The organism is Variovorax sp. YR566 (assembly GCF_051992195.1).
In the GTDB taxonomy this organism is placed as follows: domain Bacteria; phylum Pseudomonadota; class Gammaproteobacteria; order Burkholderiales; family Burkholderiaceae_C; genus Variovorax.
Genome location: NZ_CP197092.1, coordinates 5,055,833 through 5,072,731, shown reverse-complemented (window position 1 = coordinate 5,072,731; position 16,899 = coordinate 5,055,833). Strand labels below are relative to the sequence as shown.

The 16,899-nt window shown below is 66.7% G+C and carries 18 protein-coding genes; 6 read left to right on the top strand and 12 right to left on the bottom strand.

What is annotated here, in order from left to right:
• Genes ACTG4X_RS23845 through ACTG4X_RS23835 form a run of 3 tightly spaced genes read right to left on the bottom strand, consistent with a single transcriptional unit; the run spans position 1 to position 3,183 of the window.
• The gene (locus ACTG4X_RS23845; protein ID WP_440534420.1) at positions 1-1,077 is read right to left on the bottom strand and encodes a nucleoside hydrolase; all 1,077 of its coding nucleotides are present in this window, start codon (positions 1,075-1,077) and stop codon (positions 1-3) included.
• Positions 1,078-1,096: 19 nt separating this feature from the next.
• The gene (locus tag ACTG4X_RS23840) at positions 1,097-2,074 is read right to left on the bottom strand and encodes a Bug family tripartite tricarboxylate transporter substrate binding protein (protein WP_256216819.1); all 978 of its coding nucleotides are present in this window, start codon (positions 2,072-2,074) and stop codon (positions 1,097-1,099) included.
• Between the two features lie 8 nt (positions 2,075-2,082).
• A complete protein-coding gene (locus tag ACTG4X_RS23835) occupies positions 2,083-3,183 on the bottom strand; it encodes an adenosine deaminase family protein (RefSeq protein WP_177142361.1) in 1,101 nt (366 codons plus the stop codon).
• An 88-nt stretch (positions 3,184-3,271) separates the two neighbouring features.
• Between ACTG4X_RS23835 and ACTG4X_RS23830 the strand changes: the two genes are divergently transcribed.
• The gene (locus ACTG4X_RS23830; RefSeq protein WP_440532050.1) at positions 3,272-4,234 is read left to right on the top strand and encodes a LysR family transcriptional regulator; all 963 of its coding nucleotides are present in this window, start codon (positions 3,272-3,274) and stop codon (positions 4,232-4,234) included.
• On the opposite strand, the gene ACTG4X_RS23825 is transcribed toward ACTG4X_RS23830, so the two are convergent.
• On the bottom strand, positions 4,231-5,451 hold the full coding sequence (locus ACTG4X_RS23825; RefSeq protein ID WP_440532049.1) for a polyhydroxyalkanoate depolymerase: 1,221 nt from the start codon (positions 5,449-5,451) through the stop codon (positions 4,231-4,233). The two genes, ACTG4X_RS23830 and ACTG4X_RS23825, sit on opposite strands and share 4 nt — an antisense overlap.
• A gap of 81 nt (positions 5,452-5,532) precedes the next feature.
• Between ACTG4X_RS23825 and ACTG4X_RS23820 the strand changes: the two genes are divergently transcribed.
• On the top strand, positions 5,533-6,189 hold the full coding sequence (locus ACTG4X_RS23820) for a glutathione S-transferase (protein WP_093051545.1): 657 nt from the start codon (positions 5,533-5,535) through the stop codon (positions 6,187-6,189).
• Between the two features lie 10 nt (positions 6,190-6,199).
• Here the strand turns inward: ACTG4X_RS23820 and ACTG4X_RS23815 are convergent, their stop codons facing one another.
• Positions 6,200-7,027 carry an IclR family transcriptional regulator domain-containing protein gene (locus ACTG4X_RS23815; RefSeq protein ID WP_307614971.1) on the bottom strand — a complete coding sequence of 276 codons (828 nt, stop codon included), beginning with the start codon at positions 7,025-7,027 and terminating at the stop codon, positions 6,200-6,202.
• 110 nt (positions 7,028-7,137) lie between these two features.
• Between ACTG4X_RS23815 and ACTG4X_RS23810 the strand changes: the two genes are divergently transcribed.
• Positions 7,138-8,124 carry a tripartite tricarboxylate transporter substrate binding protein gene (locus ACTG4X_RS23810; RefSeq protein ID WP_440532048.1) on the top strand — a complete coding sequence of 329 codons (987 nt, stop codon included), beginning with the start codon at positions 7,138-7,140 and terminating at the stop codon, positions 8,122-8,124.
• Between the two features lie 15 nt (positions 8,125-8,139).
• Entirely contained in the window at positions 8,140-9,456 is a 1,317-nt protein-coding gene (locus ACTG4X_RS23805) for a Rieske 2Fe-2S domain-containing protein (RefSeq protein ID WP_440532047.1), read from the top strand.
• Here the strand turns inward: ACTG4X_RS23805 and ACTG4X_RS23800 are convergent.
• Genes ACTG4X_RS23800 through ACTG4X_RS23775 form a run of 6 tightly spaced genes read right to left on the bottom strand, consistent with a single transcriptional unit; the run spans position 9,453 to position 13,578 of the window.
• Positions 9,453-9,800 (bottom strand): DOPA 4,5-dioxygenase family protein, encoded by a 348-nt coding sequence (locus ACTG4X_RS23800; protein WP_093051535.1) that lies wholly within the window; start codon positions 9,798-9,800, stop codon positions 9,453-9,455. The two genes, ACTG4X_RS23805 and ACTG4X_RS23800, sit on opposite strands and share 4 nt — an antisense overlap.
• Before the next feature lie 7 nt (positions 9,801-9,807).
• Positions 9,808-10,437 (bottom strand): DUF4166 domain-containing protein, encoded by a 630-nt coding sequence (locus tag ACTG4X_RS23795; protein ID WP_440532046.1) that lies wholly within the window; start codon positions 10,435-10,437, stop codon positions 9,808-9,810.
• On the bottom strand, positions 10,434-11,468 hold the full coding sequence (locus ACTG4X_RS23790; protein ID WP_440532045.1) for an SRPBCC domain-containing protein: 1,035 nt from the start codon (positions 11,466-11,468) through the stop codon (positions 10,434-10,436). Before ACTG4X_RS23790 ends, ACTG4X_RS23795 begins: the two co-directional genes overlap by 4 nt.
• 43 nt (positions 11,469-11,511) lie before the next feature.
• Positions 11,512-12,468, bottom strand: coding sequence for an SAM-dependent methyltransferase (locus ACTG4X_RS23785; RefSeq protein ID WP_440532044.1), 957 nt, complete (start codon positions 12,466-12,468; stop codon positions 11,512-11,514).
• 35 nt (positions 12,469-12,503) lie between these two features.
• A complete protein-coding gene (locus ACTG4X_RS23780; protein WP_440532043.1) occupies positions 12,504-12,926 on the bottom strand; it encodes a thiol-disulfide oxidoreductase DCC family protein in 423 nt (140 codons plus the stop codon).
• Between the two features lie 58 nt (positions 12,927-12,984).
• Positions 12,985-13,578 carry a GbsR/MarR family transcriptional regulator gene (locus ACTG4X_RS23775; RefSeq protein ID WP_440532042.1) on the bottom strand — a complete coding sequence of 198 codons (594 nt, stop codon included), beginning with the start codon at positions 13,576-13,578 and terminating at the stop codon, positions 12,985-12,987.
• A gap of 120 nt (positions 13,579-13,698) precedes the next feature.
• Between ACTG4X_RS23775 and ACTG4X_RS23770 the strand changes: the two genes are divergently transcribed.
• Positions 13,699-14,793, top strand: a complete 1,095-nt coding sequence (locus ACTG4X_RS23770; protein ID WP_440532041.1) for a PA0069 family radical SAM protein — start codon at positions 13,699-13,701, stop codon at positions 14,791-14,793.
• Here the strand turns inward: ACTG4X_RS23770 and ACTG4X_RS23765 are convergent.
• The gene (locus ACTG4X_RS23765; protein WP_093051513.1) at positions 14,790-15,344 is read right to left on the bottom strand and encodes a MarR family winged helix-turn-helix transcriptional regulator; all 555 of its coding nucleotides are present in this window, start codon (positions 15,342-15,344) and stop codon (positions 14,790-14,792) included. The two genes, ACTG4X_RS23770 and ACTG4X_RS23765, sit on opposite strands and share 4 nt — an antisense overlap.
• 332 nt (positions 15,345-15,676) lie before the next feature.
• On the opposite strand from ACTG4X_RS23765, the gene ACTG4X_RS23760 reads away from it, so the two are divergent.
• Entirely contained in the window at positions 15,677-16,609 is a 933-nt protein-coding gene (locus tag ACTG4X_RS23760; protein ID WP_440532040.1) for a LysR family transcriptional regulator, read from the top strand.
• Positions 16,610-16,899 lie beyond the last annotated feature (290 nt).

Genomic DNA, 16,899 nt, shown 5'->3' with positions numbered 1-16,899 from the left:
TCAGGGCAGCCGCGCGATCTGCGCGCGCAGCAGCGTGTAGAAGCCTTCGGTATCGGCCTCGCTGATCCACAGCGTATTGGGCGTGCGGCGGGTGTAGCCGCGAAAGTCGACCACCGTCGCGCCGGTCGTGAACTCGCCCTTGGTTTCCACATCGACGCTCACCTTCGCGCCCTTGAAGAGTTCGGGCTTGAGCAGATACGCGATCACGCACGGGTCGTAGATCGGCCCGACCGCCACGCCCCGGCGGCGCTGGCCGTACGCCATCATCGAATCGAAGATATCCGCCACCACCTTGCCGGCGTTGTTGCCCATGGTGCGGAAGGGCACGATGCGCTCGGGTGTCAGCAGCACGCGGCGCGCCGCGTCGTGCGACATGGCCGTGACGGGCACGCCGCTGCGGAACACGATCGATGCCGCCTCGGGGTCTGCGTACACGTTGAAGGTGGCGGCGGGCGTGATGTTGCCGCCCACGTCCCAGGAACCGTCCATCACCACGATCTCGGCAATGGCGGGCTTGATGTCGGGTGCCGAGTTGAGCGCCGCCGCGAAGTTGGTCAGCGGCCCCAGGCCCGCGAGCGTGATGCTTTTCGGCGCTGCGGCGCGCAGCGTGTCGATGAGGTACTGCACCGCGTGCGTGGGCATCAGCGGGCCGCGTGGCTCGTGCAGCGTCGGGCCTTCCATGCCGGTCTTGCCTTGTACGTCGTCGGCGAAGATGGGTTCGCGCACCAGCGGGCGCGGGTAGCCGGCGTAGACCGGAATCTCGGGCCGGCCTGCCCAGTCGCGCACGATGCGCGCGTTCTTCTCTGTCACCGTCAGCGGCAGGTTGCCCACGCTCACCGTCAGCGCCTTGATGTCGAGCCGGTCGGTCGCGGCCATGGCCATCAGCAGCGCGATGGCGTCGTCCTGGCCGGGGTCGGTGTCGATGATGACCTGGCGCTTGCCTGCCACGGGCGGCAACCGCGTGGCGGGCGTGCCGGCAAGCGCCTGTGCCAGTTCGGCGGGGCTTGGGCTCTGCGCGAAGGCCATGCCTGCAAGGCCGGCGGCGGACACGCCCAGCAGGGCGCGGCGGGACAGCATGGGCGTCGTCTTCACGCGCTCACTCCTTGATGTTGGCCGTCTGCACGATCTTCTGGTTGCGCGCGTACTCCGTCTGCACGAACTTCGCGAAGCTCTCGGGCGTGCCGCTGCCCGGCAGCGCGCCTTGCTCCATCAGCTTGCCGCGCACGCCTTCTTCCTGCAGCACAGCGTTGAGCTCGTGGTTGATCTGCGCGACCACGGCCGGCGGCGTTTTCGCAGGCGCGAAGATGCCGGTCCAGCTCACCATGTCGAAGCCCTTGAGGCCGGGCATCTCGTCGAAGGTAGGCACGTTGGGCAGCGCGGCCAGCCGCTTGCTGCTGGTGATGCCGAGCGCCTTCAGCCGCTTTCCGTTCACGTGCGGAATGGCGCTGGTGCTCACCAGCATCGCCAGGTCGACCTGGTCGCCGATCACGTCGGTGGCAATCTGCGCGCCGCCGCGGTAGGGCACGTGCGTGACGAAGATGCCGCTGCGTTCCTTCAGCAGCTCCATGGCCAGTTGCAGCACCGTGCCCACGCCCGAGGTCGCGTAGTTGTATTTGCCGGGCTTGGCCTTCGCGAGCTTCACGAAGTCGGAAAAAGTCTGGGCCTCGAGGCCGGGGCGCGCCACCAGCACCATCGGCGCAGTGTTGAGCAGGCCGACCGGCGCCAGGTCTTTCAGCGGATCGAAGCGGAAGGCCGTGGGGTTGACCAGCTTGCCGATGGCAATGGCGCTGTCGGGCCCCACCACCAGCGTGTAGCCGTCGGGCGTGGCGTTTACGGCCTTGGCAACGCCGATGGCGCCGCCCGCGCCACTCACGTTCTCGATGACGACCGACTGCTTGAGCCGCTCGCCAAGGCGCTGTGCGACGAGGCGCGCATTCACGTCCACGCTGCCGCCGGCCGTGTAGGGAACGATCAGCGTGATGGGCTTGGCAGCGGGCCATGCCTGCGCGAGGGCCGCGGTAGGAAGCGCGGCGCAGAGTGCGGCGGCGAGAAGCAGGCGGCGAGGGGTGTTCATGGCGTGGGTCATTCGAGGGTGGTGGGGGCGGGTTCGGTATCGAGGCGGGCGCGCAGCGTGTCGAATTCATCGCTCCACTGCGTGCGCCATGCGCGGCGCTGCGTGTCGTCGATCCACGCACCGTCCAGGCCGTTGTGCATGAAGCCGCGCAGGTCATCCAGGCCGAAGCCGAAGTCGCGCACCATCATCAGCCAGGCCTGCGTGGGCGTGACCTTGTGCAGCGTCGGGTCGTCGGTGTTGGGGTGGATGCGCAGGCCCAGGCCGGGCATGCGGCGGATCGGATGGTCGATGGCCCATCGCTCGGGCGGCAGCGTGCGCAGGTAGTACGAGTTGGTCGGCACCACTGTGAAGATCACGCCGCGATCAGCACATTCGCGCGCGAAGTCGGGCTGGTCGACCACCGTGTAGCCGTGGTCGATGCGGTCGACCTGCAGCACGTCGAGCGCAGTGCGCACGTTGGTCCAGGGCATGCCGAACTCGCCCGCGTGCGCGGTGGTCTTCAGGCCCGCCTTCTTCGCATCGGCGTAGGCCTGCGTGAACAGTTCGGGCGGACGGTCGACCTCGCGGTAGTCGATGCCGATGCCGATCACCTCCTCGCAGCGATGCGCCTTGACCCACTCGACCATCTCCACGGCCGCCTCGGGCCTGGCTTCGCGGTCGATGGCGGCGATGAGGCGGCCGACGATGCCGAATTCCTGTTGCGCGTCCTGGATCGCGCGGACGATGGCGCCTTGCGCGAGCGGGTAGGCAATGCCCGACTCGTGCACCGTACCGGTCGGGTTCCAGAAGAACTCGGCGTAGCGCACGTTGTGCGAGGCCGCGTCCTGCAGGTATTCGAGCGTGAGCTGATAAAGGTCGCCGGCGCTGCGCACCAGTTGGGCGTCGAGCGCGCGCAGCACCCGCAGCACGCCGACGGGCTTTTCGCCGCGCGTGTAGAAGCCCTCGATCTCGTCGGCCGCCAGCGGCGAGCCGGCGCGCAGGTTGAGCTGCTTGAAGGTTTCGTGGCGCACCGTGCCGAACAGGTGGCAATGCAACTCGGCCTTGGGCATGGCACGGAGCATCGATTCCAGCGCGAGAGGCGCGGTGGTGGCAGGCGTGGGGCTGGTCATGCTGACCAGTCTAGTAACGGCGCTCTCATAAAGAAAATTTTGAATTTCTATAATTTGATTCACTGAATCAATAACCGGGGATTCGCCCATGGCCGTCATGCCCCTGCGTGCACTCACGTTGCGCCAGCTGCAGTTCTTCTCGGTGCTGGTGGAAGAAGGCCAGTTCGGCCGTGCCGCGCGCCGGCTCGCCATCACGCAGCCGGCCTTGAGCAACGCCATCAAGCAGATGGAGAAGCTGCTCGGCGCCGAACTGCTCACGCGCTCCACCCACCGGCTGGAGCTCACGCCCGTGGGCGCCGAGGTGCTGGCGCGCACCGACTTCCTGGTCAACACCTTCGAGGTGGCGCTGCGCGACATCGAAAGCACGGTGCAGCGCGGCCGCGCCTTCGTGCGCATCGGCGTGATTCCCTCGGCCAGTGCGCGCGTGGCGGCGGCTGCCAGCGAGTTTTTGCAGAGTGGGCAGCGCGAGGTGGAGCTGGCCTGGCGCGATGCCCCCTCGAACACGCTGCTGGCCGAACTGCGCAGCGGGCAGATCGACATGGCGGTGGCCGCCATCACCGAGCCGCCGGGCGGGCTGACCTGCATCGACCTGTTCCGCGACCCGCTGGTGCTGGTGGTGCGGCGCGACCACGCGCTGGCAGCAGCCGGAGATGCCCAGTGGGAGGCCATCGGCAAGGAGCGGCTGGTGCTGTTCGAACGCGGCAGCATGCCTGCGCTGGGCAACCCGGCGCGCGCGCAGTTCGCGCAGGGCCCGGAACCGTACCGTGTGAGCTATTCCGAGACGCTCTATGCGCTGGTGCGCAGCGGGCAGGCGCTGGGCCTGATGCCGCGCCTGTACACCTCGTCGCTGCGCGACCCCGAACTGGTGGTGGTGCCGTTGCTGAAGCCACGCGTCGAGCGCCGCGTGGTGTTGGCCTACCTGCCGGGGCCGATGCGCAATGTGGTGGCGCAGGAGTTGATCGCGTTCCTGCGCGAGCGGCTGCCGCAAGCCGGCGAGGCGATGGTGCGGCGCGTGAGCGGCAAGGGCGTGCGCGCGCGGCGCCAGTCCTAGCCGTTCAGCTCAGCCGCGGCGTGGATAGTCTCCCGCACGCGCGGATAGATCTGCGCATTCCACTTGCTGCCGCTGAACACCCCGTAGTGCCCCACGCCGGCCTGCAGGTGATGCGTCTTGAGGTACGGCCGGATGCCCGTGCAGAGGTCTTGCGCCGCCACTGTCTGGCCCACGGCGCAGATGTCGTCGCGCTCGCCTTCGACCGTCAGCAGCGCGGTGCGGCGGATGGCTGCTGGGTTCACGGTACGGTCGCCCACGGTGAGCACGCCTCGTGGCAGGTCATACGTCTGGAAGACACGCTCGACGGTCTCCAGGTAGAACTCTGCCGGCAGGTCGTTCACGGCCAGGTATTCGTCGTAGAAGGTGCCGATGGTGCGGGCCTTCTCGATGTCGCCCTCGACCAGATGGCTGTACATGTCCTCGAACTGCTTCTTGTGCCGCTCGGGGTTCATGCTCATGAAGGCCGAGAGCTGCAGGAAGCCCGGGTACACGCGCCGCATCATGCCGGCGTGCGGCCACGGCACGTGGCTGATGAGGTTGCGCCTGAACCACTCGATGGGCTTGCTGGTGGCCAGCGTGTTCACGCCGGTCGGGTTGATGCGGCAATCGACCGGGCCGGCCATCAGCGTGAGGCTGCGCGGCGTGGCGGGGTTGTCGTCTTCGGCCATCAGCGCGGTGGCCGCCAGCGCGGCCACGCAGGGCTGGCAGACCGCGACCATGTGCACGCCCGGCCCCACGGCCTCCAGGAAGCTGATGAGCTGCAGCGTGTAGTCGTCCAGGCCGAAGCCGCCGTGCCACAGCGGCACGTCGCGCGCGTTGTGCCAGTCGGTCAGGTACACGTCGTGGTCGCGCAGCAGGGTGCGCACGGTTTCGCGCAGCAGCGTGGCGAAATGGCCCGACAGTGGTGCGGCCAGCAGCACCGGCGGGTGCACCGCATCGGTGTCCTTGCGGAAATGCAGCAGGGTGCCGAAGGGTGAAACGAGGGTCGTCTCCTCGTGCACGGCCACTTCCGCGCCGTCGACCATGACGCTGTGTATGTCGTAGTCGGGCCGCGTGTGGGTCAGCCGCATGCGCGAGAACACCTCGAACTGGGCGGCCATGCGCCGCAATATGGTGCGCTCCGTGCCGTCTTTCCACAGGGCCTTGCTCATGTACTGCGCCGCGAGCCGCGCCGGAGAGAGCAGGTCGGCTTGGTTCTGGTAGGCCCGGTACAGCATGAATACCTCGCAGGCAAGTTGCGGGCCAACCGCATGGCATGGCGCTTGCACGCAACAGCACAACGCCCAAGGAGCTTCACGATGGCCAAACCCGTTCTCACCATCAGCAGCAAGAACTACGGCGCGTGGGCGCTGCGCGGCTGGCTGATGTGCAGGCTGGCCGGGCTGGACTTCAGCGAGAAGGTCATTCCGCCCGACGATCCGGCCATGAAGGCCGAGATGCTGCTGCTGTCTTCGTCGATGCTGGTGCCCTCGCTGCAGCACGGCAGCGTGAAGGTGTGGGACACGCTGGCCATCGGCGAATACCTCAACGAGATCAAGCCCAAGGCCGGCCTGCTGCCGGACGACGTGGCGGCCCGCGCCCATTGCCGCGCCATCTGCGGCGAGATGCACTCGGGCTTCGGCTCGATGCGCGGCGCGCTGCCGATGAACATCAAGGCCCATTTCAAGAACTTCAAGGTGTGGTCGCGCGCGCAGGCCGACATCGATCGCATCGTCGCCATCTGGCGCGAATGCCTCAAGGCGTACGGCGGCCCCTTCCTGTTCGGCAAGCAGCCGGGCATGGCCGACGCGATGTACGCGCCGGTGGTCACGCGCTTCCTGAGCTACGACGTGGCGCTAGACAGCGTGTGCGCGGCTTACTGCAAGCGCGTGATGGAACTGCCGGCCATGAAGGAATGGGTGACGGCCGCGAAGCAGGAGCCGGAAGAGATCGACGAGCTCGACGCGGAGTTCTGAGCCGCGCGCTTCATGAACTCGCCGGGGGCGGCTCGAAGCCGGCCTGCGCGAGCTTGCGCTCGATGTTCTGCGCGGCCTGCTGCAGGTCGGCCAGGTGGGCCGAGACGATCTCGCGCTCGCTCTTCACCGCCGGCAGCCAGGCGCAGCTGAGGCAGCCCACCACCAGCTCGCCTTGGCGCAGTGGCACCGAGATCGCGCCGAAGCGGTCGGGCGAATCCATGCTGGTCGAAGTCGGGTCGCGCGCCACGTAGCCGAGGTCGCGCGCGTGCGCCACCATGCGCCGGATGTTTTCGGGCCGCCGCGCGGTGCGGTCGAAGTCGTTGGGCGAACGCGCCAGCGCCGCGAGGATTTCGCGTCGCTCGTCTTCCGGGCAGAACGAGAGATAGCAGCGCCCCAGTGAAGACAGCAGCATCGGCGGACGAAAGCCCAGCGCACGGTAGTTGACGGCCAGGCCGTTGCGCGGCCGGTCGGTGTCGAGGATGAGCATGGCCGTGCCGTCTCGCACGCCCAGGTCGATGGGCCACGGCACTACCCGCTGCAGCGTGGCGCGCGCGGGCGCCGCCAGCGCTGACAGGCGCGTGCGCCATGCCATTGCAGGCCCCGACTGCCCGGTGGCCGACGTGGGCACGTAGCGCCTGTCGTGCTCGCTGCGCTCGGCCCAGCCCGCCTGCTGCAGCGTCTTGAGGATGCGCAGCAGCGTGGCCTTCGACAGGCCGGTCTGGCGGTGCAGCTCCTGCAGCGTGACGGCCGACGAGCGCTGGATGGCCAGCATCACGTCGAGCCCGCGGCGCAGCGCGTCGATGGCTTTCACGCTCTGCGCGCCCGTGGTGTCCGACATGCTGGCCTCCGGAAAAAAGTTCACTCAGTGAAACTATATCTTCTGGCTTCGAGGCCCCGTTCCTACAGTGCGGACGACACCAACGTCGTCCCACCGAGAAGGAAAAGAGCATGATGTTTCACCCGCGAAACGCGGTCCGTGCCGCTGCAGCAGCCGTTCTTTCGCTATGCGCCGCCACCGCGGCCATGGCGCAGGCCTGGCCCTCCAAGCCGATCACCATCGTCGTGGCCTACCCGGCCGGCGGCGACACCGACGCCATCGCGCGCACCTATGCCGAGAAGCTGTCGCAGCGCATCGGCCAGCCGGTGCTGGTCGACAACCGGCCCGGCGCGAGCGGGATGATCGGCAACGTCTGGGTCGCCAAGGCGCCGGCCGACGGCTACACGCTGCTCTTCACGCCCAGCACCTTTCCCATTGCGCAGCACGTGCTGAAGACCGGCCCCGGCGTGGCGCACGACGTGGTGAAAGACTTCACGCCCATCGTGAAGACCGGAAACATCCCGCTGCTGCTGGTGACCGCGCCGTCGACCGGCATCCAGAGCGTGGCGCAACTCGTTGCCGGCGCGAAGGCCGGCAAAACCACGACCTACGGAACGCCCGGTGCCGGTTCGCCGATGCACATTGCGGGCGAACTGCTCAACAAGGACGCGGGCATCGCGGCCACGCACGCGCCGTACCGCGGCGTGGCGCCGGTGGTCAACGATGCATTGGGCGGCCATGTCAGCGTGGGCTGGATCACGCCCGGCGCCGTGGCGGGCCACATCGCCGCGGGCAAGCTGATTCCGCTCGCCGTCGCGGAACGCCAGCGAACGAAGCTGATGCCCAACGTGCCCACCTTCATCGAGCTGGGCTTCAAGGACGTGGACGTGAGTGCCTGGATGGGGTTGCTCGGCCCGAAGGCGATGCCGGCCGACGTTGTGCAGGCGCTCAACAAGCACTTCAACGAGATCCTGAAGATGCCCGACGTGCAGGCAAAGATGGCCGCGCTCGGCATCGAGCCCGTGGGCGGCGCGCCCTCCGTGCTGGCGCAGCAGATTGCAGACGACGACCAGCGCTTCGGCAAGCTGGTGCGCGAGTTCGGCATCCGCGCCGATTGAAAAAGGAGACGATGCATGCTGAGCGAAGAAAAGAACCGCCTGCTGACCGAAGTGGGCCCCGGCAAGCCGATGGGCGACTACCTGCGCCGCTACTGGCACCCGATTGCCGGTGCGAGCGAGTTCGACGACAAGGCCGTGAAGCCGCTGCGCATCCTCGGCGAGGACCTGGTGCTCTACAAGGATCTGAGCGGCAACTACGGCCTGGTCGACCGCCGCTGTCCGCACCGCAATGCCGACATGTCGTACGGCTACGTCGAGCAGTGCGGCCTGCGCTGCAGCTACCACGGCTGGCAGTACGACCAGAGCGGCCAATGCGTGCACCAGCCCTTCGAGGAAACGCTGGACCCCGGCGCGCGCATGCGCCAGAACACGAAGATCAAGGCCTACCCGGTGCAGGAGAAGGCCGGCCTGCTATGGGCCTACATGGGCCCGCAGCCCGCGCCGCTCTTGCCCGACTGGGAGCTGTTCAACTGCAGGAACGGTTTTGCGCAGGCGGTGTTCGCGGAGATTCCGTGCAACTGGTTCCAGTGCCAGGAAAACTCCATCGACCCGGTGCACTTCGAGTGGACCCACAACAACTGGACCACGCGCCTGCAGGGCGAAGAAGGGCCCTATGTGCCCACGCACCTGAAGCTGGCCTTCGAGGAGTTCGAGCACGGCTTCGTCTACAAGCGCCTGCGCGGCGGCGAGCGTGAAGACAACGTGATGTGGACCACCGGGCGCGTCACGCTGTGGCCGAACGGCTTCTTTCTCGGCCATCACTTCGAATGGCGCGTGCCCATCGACGACCACCGCACGCTCAGCGTGCTGTGGGTGCTGAGCCGCGTGCCGAGCGAGCAGGAACCTTATGTTCAGGAGCGCATTCCTTCGTGGTACGGGCCCATCAAGGACCCGGCGACGGGGCGGTGGATTACCAGTCATGTGGCCAACCAGGACTTCGTGGTGTGGGTCGGGCAGGGCGCCATCACCGACCGCACGCGCGAGAAGCTGGGCCAGAGTGACAAGGGCATCGTGATGATGCGCCGCCGCTTCTTCGAGGAACTCGAGGCAATGCAGGCCGACCCGGCGCACGAGCCCAAGGGGCTGATCCGCGATCCCGAAAAGAACCGCGATGTGTTCCTGCCGTCAGCGTGCCGCGACGAGATGCTGAACGGCTTGCCGCGTGCCGAACTGGCCGCGCATCCGCTGCTGGGGCCGTATCTGAAGGATTTCTTCGGCCAGGCCGGGCAGCCTGAGGACGTGCGCGCGGCCTATGAGAAGGCCATTGGCCAGAAGGTCGAGGGCGCGACCTTCTTCAAGGTGCACGGCGCCGGGGTCGAAGAAAAGGCCTAGTGGCGGAACATCCGCAGGTCGAGCGCGCTTTCTTCGCCCAGCCACATGGCATGGGCTGTGTGGTCGGCAAAGTCGTCGCCCGTCACGCCGTGCACGAACACGTCGAGGCCGTTGCGGTTGGCGTCGAGCCAGCCGATGACCTGGTCGAACTCGGCGGCGTCGAAGGCGAGCTGGCAGCTCCAGTGCGGATGCGGCCCCACCAGCCGCTCGTGCACGCGGCCGACCACCACCATCAGCTCGTGGCCCGCGCGCTCGCAGAGGGCGCGCGCCTGCGCCACCGTGTCGGGCGCGAAATAGACGTGGGCGTGGTACTGGGCGTAGAGGTTTTCGGGGCGGCGTGGCATGGTGCGCTCATTGTGGCCCTAACCGCGGGCCCAGGTGAAAACGCCCGCTGTAGCGGAACACGTCGCCGAACCAGCGGTGGCGCAGCAGCATCTTCATGGTGAAGTGGTCGGCATCGGCGGGGTCGGGCCGCTCCTCGACATAGGCGGTGCCGAGAAAGAGGCCCAGCGGCAGCGGAATGCGCAGCCCCGCGATGCGCCAGATGTAGCCCATGTCGCGGAACACCACCGCGCCGTCTTCTGCGCTCACTGCCAGGCGCATGCCGATGCCGAAGCGCACGTACTCGATCACCTCGCTGCCTTGCTTCGCATCGTGTTCCATGTGCGAGCGGAAATGGAAGGGCGGCTTTCCCGGAAAGTGGAAGACACGGTCCCAGTAGAGATTGGCGTCGTCGGGGTGGCAGCGGTAGTGCACCTCGATCGGCACATTCGTGCCCTGGTGCGGAACGAGCGCGCCGAACAGCCGGCCGAAGGGCATCAGCAGCGCGGCCCAGGGGGCGTGCCAGACCTCGTTCATTGTGCCGCGCACGCACACGTAGTCGCCGGAGAACGGCGTCATCGTGTAGTGGCGGCGGATGACGTCGCCGAGCCGGTCCCACGCGGGGCCGAGCGCCTGCTGGAAGACGGGTTGCATCGTCATCCTGCTGCCGCCGTTGCCGTGGCTTCGCTGCGCGCCTTGTAGAAGCGCAGGATGTTCTCCGAGGCGTCATTGAGCAGCATCTGCATGACCCGGTCCGCATACCAGTTGAAGCGCGTGCTCAGGCGCCACGACACTTCTACGCGCAGCTCGGTGCCGCCCTCACGCGGGGTCAGCGTGTAGGTGGCGTCGCGCAGGTCGAAATACTGGCCGCCGATCATCACGTGGTCGTCGAGCGCACCGGCGGGGAAGGAGTCGGGCGAGAAGCGAAAGCGCCACTTCAGCAGGCGGTTGGGCTGCCACTCGGTGACGATTTCTTCGAAGTGCACGTTCTTCTGCCACTGCACCTGGCGCACGCGGCCCTCGGGCGTGTCGACGGTCACCCCAGACACCGGCATCGGCACGCCGATGCGGTAGGCCCATGCGTCGCCGACTTCGGCGGGGCGGATGTCGCGCGCGGCATTGAGCTCGTGCCACACGCGCTCGGCCGGCGCGGCGATGAAGAGCGTGCGCGAGGTGTTCGAGAACTGGTCCGGGTTGGGCAGTTGCGGCTCGATGCCGCCGAGCAGCAGCGGCATCAGGGCGAAGCTGTACAGCGCGGGCTTGGGCCAGTTGGTGATGCGGCACACGATGCCCATTGCCAGGCCGCCGACGCTGCCCATCACCGCGAACAGCGGAATGATGACGATGGCGCAGATGATGCCTTCGATGAACACCGCCAGCGTGCCGGTGACGAACAGCGCTGTCGCCACCCAGGGCGCCCAGAGGTAGTAGCCCCAGCTGCGCCGCTCGATGCGCTCGGCCAGGTACACCGTGACCGCGCCGCACACGGCGGGCACGAAGTACACGAACGACCCGAGCATCGGGGAGAAGCGCTGGCCAGGCCCGCCGCTGAAGACGACACGCAGCACCAGCGCGACGAGCGCGCCCGCCAGGATCGGCCAGAACCATGCGAAGGGCATGCGGCGCCGGGGCTCGGCCTGCTCGGCGGGGGCGAGCTCGGAGAGCCTGCTTTCTTCGTTGTCGTTGCTCATGTGGAAACCTCTTCTCCTCGTTGTGCTTGTGTTGTTCGTTCTGTCAGTCGGCACGGCGCTTCGCCGTGACCATGCAGTAGTCGAAGTCGCGCCAGAACATGCCCAGCGCGAGCGCGCAGTAGCTGGCCACGATGTGCTTGCGCCGCCACGGGCTGAGCTTGCCGCGCGCCTTCCAGAGCTCGGCCAGCGTGAAGCGGGTGGCCAGCACCGGGATGTGCAGCGCGCTGGGCGCCACGCGCCAGCGCAGCGACTTCACCTCGATGTCGTCGAAGCCGTGCTCGCCCAGCGCGGCGACGAAGTCTTCGCGCACGGCCAGCGTGGGCACGGCCCAGCTGTCGGCCCACAGGCGGTGCAGCCAGCTTGCCAGGCGGCCGGGCCGGGGCCGCAGCAGAAAGCCGTCGACAACAGCCAGCCGCGCACCGGGCTTCAGCAGCCGTGCGGCTTCGCGGATGAAGTCGGCCTTGGCGGTGCCGTCGGCATAGCAGGCGCTTTCGACGGCCCATGCACCATCGGCCTGCGCGGTGGGCAGGCCGGTGCGTGTGTAGTCGGCTTCGAGGTGCGCCATGCGGTCGGCCACGCCTGCGGCGGCGTCGAGCTTCGCGGCAATGCGGTTCTGCACGGCGACGTTGGTCACGGTGATGGCGTAGAGCGACGGATCGTCGCCGACCAGCGTGCGCGCGGTGGCGCCGGCGCCGCAGCCCATGTCGATCACGCAGCGGCGGTGCGCGGTGCCGGGCTGTGCGTCGCCGAGCCGCAGCGCACGGCCGACCGCGCGGTTCATCTCCACCAGCATGCCTTCGCGCCGCAGCGGGTTCAGGCCCGCGCGCCAGAAGCCGAAGTGCATGTTGTAGCTAGGGCTCCAGGCGCTGTAGTCGGTCGCTACTTCGGTGAAGTAGTCCTGCGTGTCCTCGGTCGTGATGGGCGCGCTGGCGTGGCTTGCCGGGGTGCGCAGGGGCGTTTCGTGCGGCGCGCGGAAGTCGGGCTGGAAGACGGTGGGCATGGCGATTCCCTCGGTGGTTGCTTGTTCGTTGGTTCTCAGAGGCGGCAGTTGCCGTCGTCGCAGGAAGGCGCGACACGCCCGGCGAGCCTTGCGGCCAGCCAGCGCGGAATGCGGTAGCGATTGCGCGCCAGCAGTGCATAGGCGCGGTCGGCCAGCGGCGCGACGATCGGCAGGTCAAGCAGGAAGCTCCCGCTCGACAAGCCGACAGCTGTGCGGCAGATGCGGATCGCGGGCACGCCGACGAACACCCGGCCTTCGGCGTCCGATGCGTGGATGGCCGCCATCAGCGCGTCGCGCGGAGCCGGGCCGCTGCTGAACGCCAGCGGCGAGCAGTCGACCAGTTGCAGCCGGCCCCCCGCATCGCGCGCCTTGAGGCTGCCCATTTCGGCCGAGCAGATCACGCAGCTTGCGTCGAAGTAGATCGTGAGCGGGTAGGCAGGAAGGGCGGTGTGGCTCATGCTGCTTTTGGTTCTCGATATTTCTGTCAAAACAGAAACTAAAGGGCAAAAAAAGGGCTCAGATCATCGGCAGGCTGGCATGGTGCGCGTCCGGGTCTTCGTCCTTGCCGCCCTTGCCGGTCGCAGCGGTATCGCCGCGCACGAACCTCTGCACGCTCGCGCCCAGCGTCATCACCTTGTCGAGCGTGCCGGGCGACAGCCGCAGCATTTCGTCGGCCCAGGTGGCGAGCTTGTCCATGAGTTCCATGGTGGAGCGGATGCGGTCCTGTGCATCGGCCGGTTCTTTCTGGAAGTCGGGGCTGGAGACCAGTTCGCGCAGCACGCGTACGGTGGGGTCGAATTCGCGTTCCTTGCGTTCGCGCACGACGGTGCGAAACAGCTCCCACACGTCGACGCTGGTCTCGAAATAGTCGCGCCGGTCGCCCAGCGTGTGGGTTACGCGCACGAGATTCCAGGCCTGCAGCTCCTTCAGGCTGTTGCTGATGTTGGAGCGGGCGACGCCGAGCGTGTCGCACAGCTCCTCGGCGTTCATCGGCTTGCCGTGTGCGAAGAGCAGGGCGTGGATCTGCGAGACGGTGCGGTTGACGCCCCACATGGAGCCCATTTCGCCCCAGTGCAGGACGAACTTGCGTTGAATGTCGGTGAGTTCCATGGCGTCGAGTTTAGGATTTACGAAATTTCTGTCAATAGAGAAATTTAAAAACTGGCAACAACAGTGAATCAGTGGAATACTGTATGAATAAACAGTAAATCCAGCCTCGAAGGAGTTGCCATGCCAGCTGCCCGGATCCCCATTCACGCCATCAAGGGCCGCGGCGCGGCCACGCATATCGCGCATCGCTTCTCGAAGGACGAGCGCGACGCCTTCGACGACGGCTGGGGCACGCTCGAAGAAGGCGTGGCCGAGGCCGATGAGCTCCAGCCCATTGCCACCGAGGTGCGCTTCGAGGACGTGAAGTCGGTGCTCAACGGGAACGACTCGCCCGACATCTACTTCGACCGATCGCTCAATCCGTACCGCGGTTGCGAACATGGCTGCATCTACTGCTTCGCCCGGCCCACGCACAGCTACCTGAATCTCTCGCCCGGACTCGACTTCGAGACCAAGCTCATCGCCAAGCGCAACATCGTCGAGGTGCTGCGCACCGAGCTCGGGCGCAAGAGTTACAAGCCCAGCTACATCGCCATCGGCACTGCCACCGACTGCTACCAGCCCATCGAGCGCGATCTGCGGCTCACGCGTTCGATCATCGAGTTGCTGCAGGAAACGCGGCATCCGTTTGCGCTGGTCACCAAGTCGAGCGCCATCGAGCGCGACCTCGACCTGATCGCGCCCATGGCGGCCGACCACCTGGTGGCCGTATACGTGACCGTGACCACGCTCGACGGCGAACTCGCCCGCAAGCTGGAGCCGCGCGCCGCTGCGCCGCATCGCCGGCTGCGCACCATCCGCACGCTGACCGACGCCGGCGTGCCGGTCGGCGTGAGCGTGGCGCCGCAGATTCCCTTCGTGACCGAAGACATGGAGCAGGTGCTCGAAGCCGCGTGGGAGGCCGGCGCGCGCAGCGCCTTCTACACGGTGGTGCGGCTGCCGTGGGAGGTGGCGCCACTCTTCAAGGAATGGCTGATGCTGCACTACCCGCAGCGCGCCGACCGCATCATGGCGCGCATCCACGAGATGCGCGGCGGCAAAGACTACGACGCCGACTTCGCCACGCGCATGAAGGGCTCGGGCCTGTGGGCCGACCTGATCCACCAGCGCTTCGAGAAGGCCACGAACCGCCTCGGCTACAACCGCGAGCGCATTCCGCTGGATGTCACCGCGTTCCGGCCGCCTGGGGCTGCGGGGCAGGGCAACTTGTTCTAGCCGTACTCAGGCGCGCACTCGGGCCATCGATGGCGCGTGCCGCCCGAGCGGCGGTCGGCTTTTTCCGGGACCACGCCCAGCGCGCTCAGTTCCCTGCCGCGCAATTCGAGCCGGTGCAGGCACTCGAGAAAGATGTCGAGGTGCTCCGCGTCGATGCCGTCGAGAAGATCCATGTTGAGGCGAGCGACCCGCGGAAACAGCGCGTCGCAGAGCTCGCGGCCGGTGGAGCTCAGGCGCACATGTACTTCGCGGCCGTCCTGCGCATCCTGGCGCCGCTCCACCAGTTTCTTCTCGCTGAGGCTGCGCAGGCCGCGCGAGGTGCGCACACGGTCCAGTTGCAGGCGCTCGGCAAATGCGGAGGAGGTGATCTCGCCGATCTGCGCGAGCATGCCGATCATTCCCCACTCGCGATGCGTGATGCCGAAGCCGCCTTCGACCAGGCGGGTTGCCATGCCGCTGCAGGCACGCACCGCGCGCGACAGCCGGTACAGGAGCAGGTCGTCCAGGGAGCGCGGATCGCGCAAGGCATCTGCATTGGGAAAAGCTTGCATGCGAATCGGAACTGAAAGGTTGTGGCCAGCCCGCCTTGGTGGTGGGTAATGGATTAGATTAACTACTGGTTATTGTCTATAACCAAGACGCAATCCCTGAATATTGCCGCAACAACGACCGATTTGCGACTTTATCCGACAAATCCTCTGCCAATGCCAATTGGTCAGTTGCTGCTCAGTCTTGACTTCATTTTCCCTCGCGATGAGCGGGAATTCATGAATCTGGATGGATTTGAATGATTGCAAATCGGTGATCGATTGATAGCAAATACGTAATTAAGACCTTCCACGCCGCAAGCGTATTGCATTCAGCATTCAAGGAAAGAATCTCCGTGCTCGACCTGAACGAAGTCGCAATGTTCGTGCAAGTTGCGCGCCTTGGCAGCTTTGCCGAGGCGGCGCGGCAGCTGCGTATGCCATCGGCAACGGTGAGCCGGCGCATCCAGCAACTCGAGGCGCGCCTGGGCACCCGGCTGATGCAGCGCTCGACCCGCAAGCTGACGCTGACGAGTGCGGGCCAGACCTTTCATGAGCGATGCGGCCCGGCGGTCGAGAAACTGATCGAAGCAGGGCAATCGCACGTCGCGGGCAGCCAGGCGCCGAGCGGCCCGATCCGGGTGGCGGCCTCGGCCAGCTTCTTCGAATACTTCGAGATGGAATGGGTGTCGGCTTTTATCGCCGCGCACCCGCTGGTACAGCTCGATTTCGTTCTCAGCGACGTCCCGGCCGACCTCATCACCGACCGCATCGACGTGGCGTTTCGCATCGGGCCCCTGCCGGACTCGAGCTACGTGGCTCGCAGGATCTTCGCGAGCTACGGGGGCCTTCTTGCCAGCCCCGCCTATCTGGCGGCGCATGGTGCGCCCACCAATCTGGAGGAGCTGAGCAGGCACGCGTGCGTGACACAGCCGCCGGACACCGGAAATTTCACCACCTGGCGCCTGCAGGGGCCTGACGACGTGGAAGAAGAGGTGCGGGTGAGAGGGGCCTTCACCAGCAACATGCAAGTGGCGCTGCGCGAGGCCGCGTGCGCCGGACTCGGCATCGTCGCGTTGCCGTCGATCCTCACGGCGGCGGAGGTGGCCGCCGGCCGGCTGGTGCCGGTGTTGCCGCAATACATGCGGGCGGGCCGCGGCCTGAGCGTCGTCTATCCCAGCCGCCAGCAGCGGCCGCTGGCAGTCTCGGCGTTCGTCGACATGGCCGTGGAAAAGCTCAGCCTGCAGGAGTGGACACCTCTGTCCAGCGCGGAGACAGAGACGGCCTGAGCACCGGGCGCGGCGCGCCAATTGGCATGCCGCAATTCGGCGACGCATTGCATTTCTGCTATCGACTCAATTCCCGCGCCCGCGCGACCCATATCGGAGCAATGCGCCTGATTTTGGTGCATCTCACGCGATGCGATGTCGCGATTACCTCGAAACTTGAGCGGCTGAATTTCATTTCGAGCGCTAGTAGGAAACTACAAAGATCGTAAACAATTGTCACATGCGATCTCTCAATAGAGATGCGCATTAGCGATCCGATTTTCGTTCCATCTGGAGCCAATTTGCGGATT

What these genes read in the sequence shown, in the direction of transcription:
- ACTG4X_RS23840 (WP_256216819.1), bottom strand. Translation starts at nt 2,074, where the DNA reads ATGAACACCCCTCGCCGCCTGCTTCTCGCCGCCGCACTCTGCGCCGCG.
- ACTG4X_RS23800 (WP_093051535.1), bottom strand. Translation starts at nt 9,800, where the DNA reads ATGCCACGCCGCCCCGAAAACCTCTACGCCCAGTACCACGCCCACGTC.
- ACTG4X_RS23820 (WP_093051545.1), top strand. Translation starts at nt 5,533, where the DNA reads ATGGCCAAACCCGTTCTCACCATCAGCAGCAAGAACTACGGCGCGTGG.
- ACTG4X_RS23775 (WP_440532042.1), bottom strand. Translation starts at nt 13,578, where the DNA reads ATGGAACTCACCGACATTCAACGCAAGTTCGTCCTGCACTGGGGCGAA.
- ACTG4X_RS23835 (WP_177142361.1), bottom strand. Translation starts at nt 3,183, where the DNA reads ATGACCAGCCCCACGCCTGCCACCACCGCGCCTCTCGCGCTGGAATCG.
- ACTG4X_RS23830 (WP_440532050.1), top strand. Translation starts at nt 3,272, where the DNA reads ATGGCCGTCATGCCCCTGCGTGCACTCACGTTGCGCCAGCTGCAGTTC.
- ACTG4X_RS23765 (WP_093051513.1), bottom strand. Translation starts at nt 15,344, where the DNA reads ATGCAAGCTTTTCCCAATGCAGATGCCTTGCGCGATCCGCGCTCCCTG.
- ACTG4X_RS23805 (WP_440532047.1), top strand. Translation starts at nt 8,140, where the DNA reads ATGCTGAGCGAAGAAAAGAACCGCCTGCTGACCGAAGTGGGCCCCGGC.
- ACTG4X_RS23780 (WP_440532043.1), bottom strand. Translation starts at nt 12,926, where the DNA reads ATGAGCCACACCGCCCTTCCTGCCTACCCGCTCACGATCTACTTCGAC.
- ACTG4X_RS23810 (WP_440532048.1), top strand. Translation starts at nt 7,138, where the DNA reads ATGATGTTTCACCCGCGAAACGCGGTCCGTGCCGCTGCAGCAGCCGTT.
- ACTG4X_RS23815 (WP_307614971.1), bottom strand. Translation starts at nt 7,027, where the DNA reads ATGTCGGACACCACGGGCGCGCAGAGCGTGAAAGCCATCGACGCGCTG.
- ACTG4X_RS23785 (WP_440532044.1), bottom strand. Translation starts at nt 12,468, where the DNA reads ATGCCCACCGTCTTCCAGCCCGACTTCCGCGCGCCGCACGAAACGCCC.
- ACTG4X_RS23790 (WP_440532045.1), bottom strand. Translation starts at nt 11,468, where the DNA reads ATGAGCAACGACAACGAAGAAAGCAGGCTCTCCGAGCTCGCCCCCGCC.
- ACTG4X_RS23795 (WP_440532046.1), bottom strand. Translation starts at nt 10,437, where the DNA reads ATGACGATGCAACCCGTCTTCCAGCAGGCGCTCGGCCCCGCGTGGGAC.
- ACTG4X_RS23845 (WP_440534420.1), bottom strand. Translation starts at nt 1,077, where the DNA reads ATGCTGTCCCGCCGCGCCCTGCTGGGCGTGTCCGCCGCCGGCCTTGCA.
- ACTG4X_RS23825 (WP_440532049.1), bottom strand. Translation starts at nt 5,451, where the DNA reads ATGCTGTACCGGGCCTACCAGAACCAAGCCGACCTGCTCTCTCCGGCG.
- ACTG4X_RS23770 (WP_440532041.1), top strand. Translation starts at nt 13,699, where the DNA reads ATGCCAGCTGCCCGGATCCCCATTCACGCCATCAAGGGCCGCGGCGCG.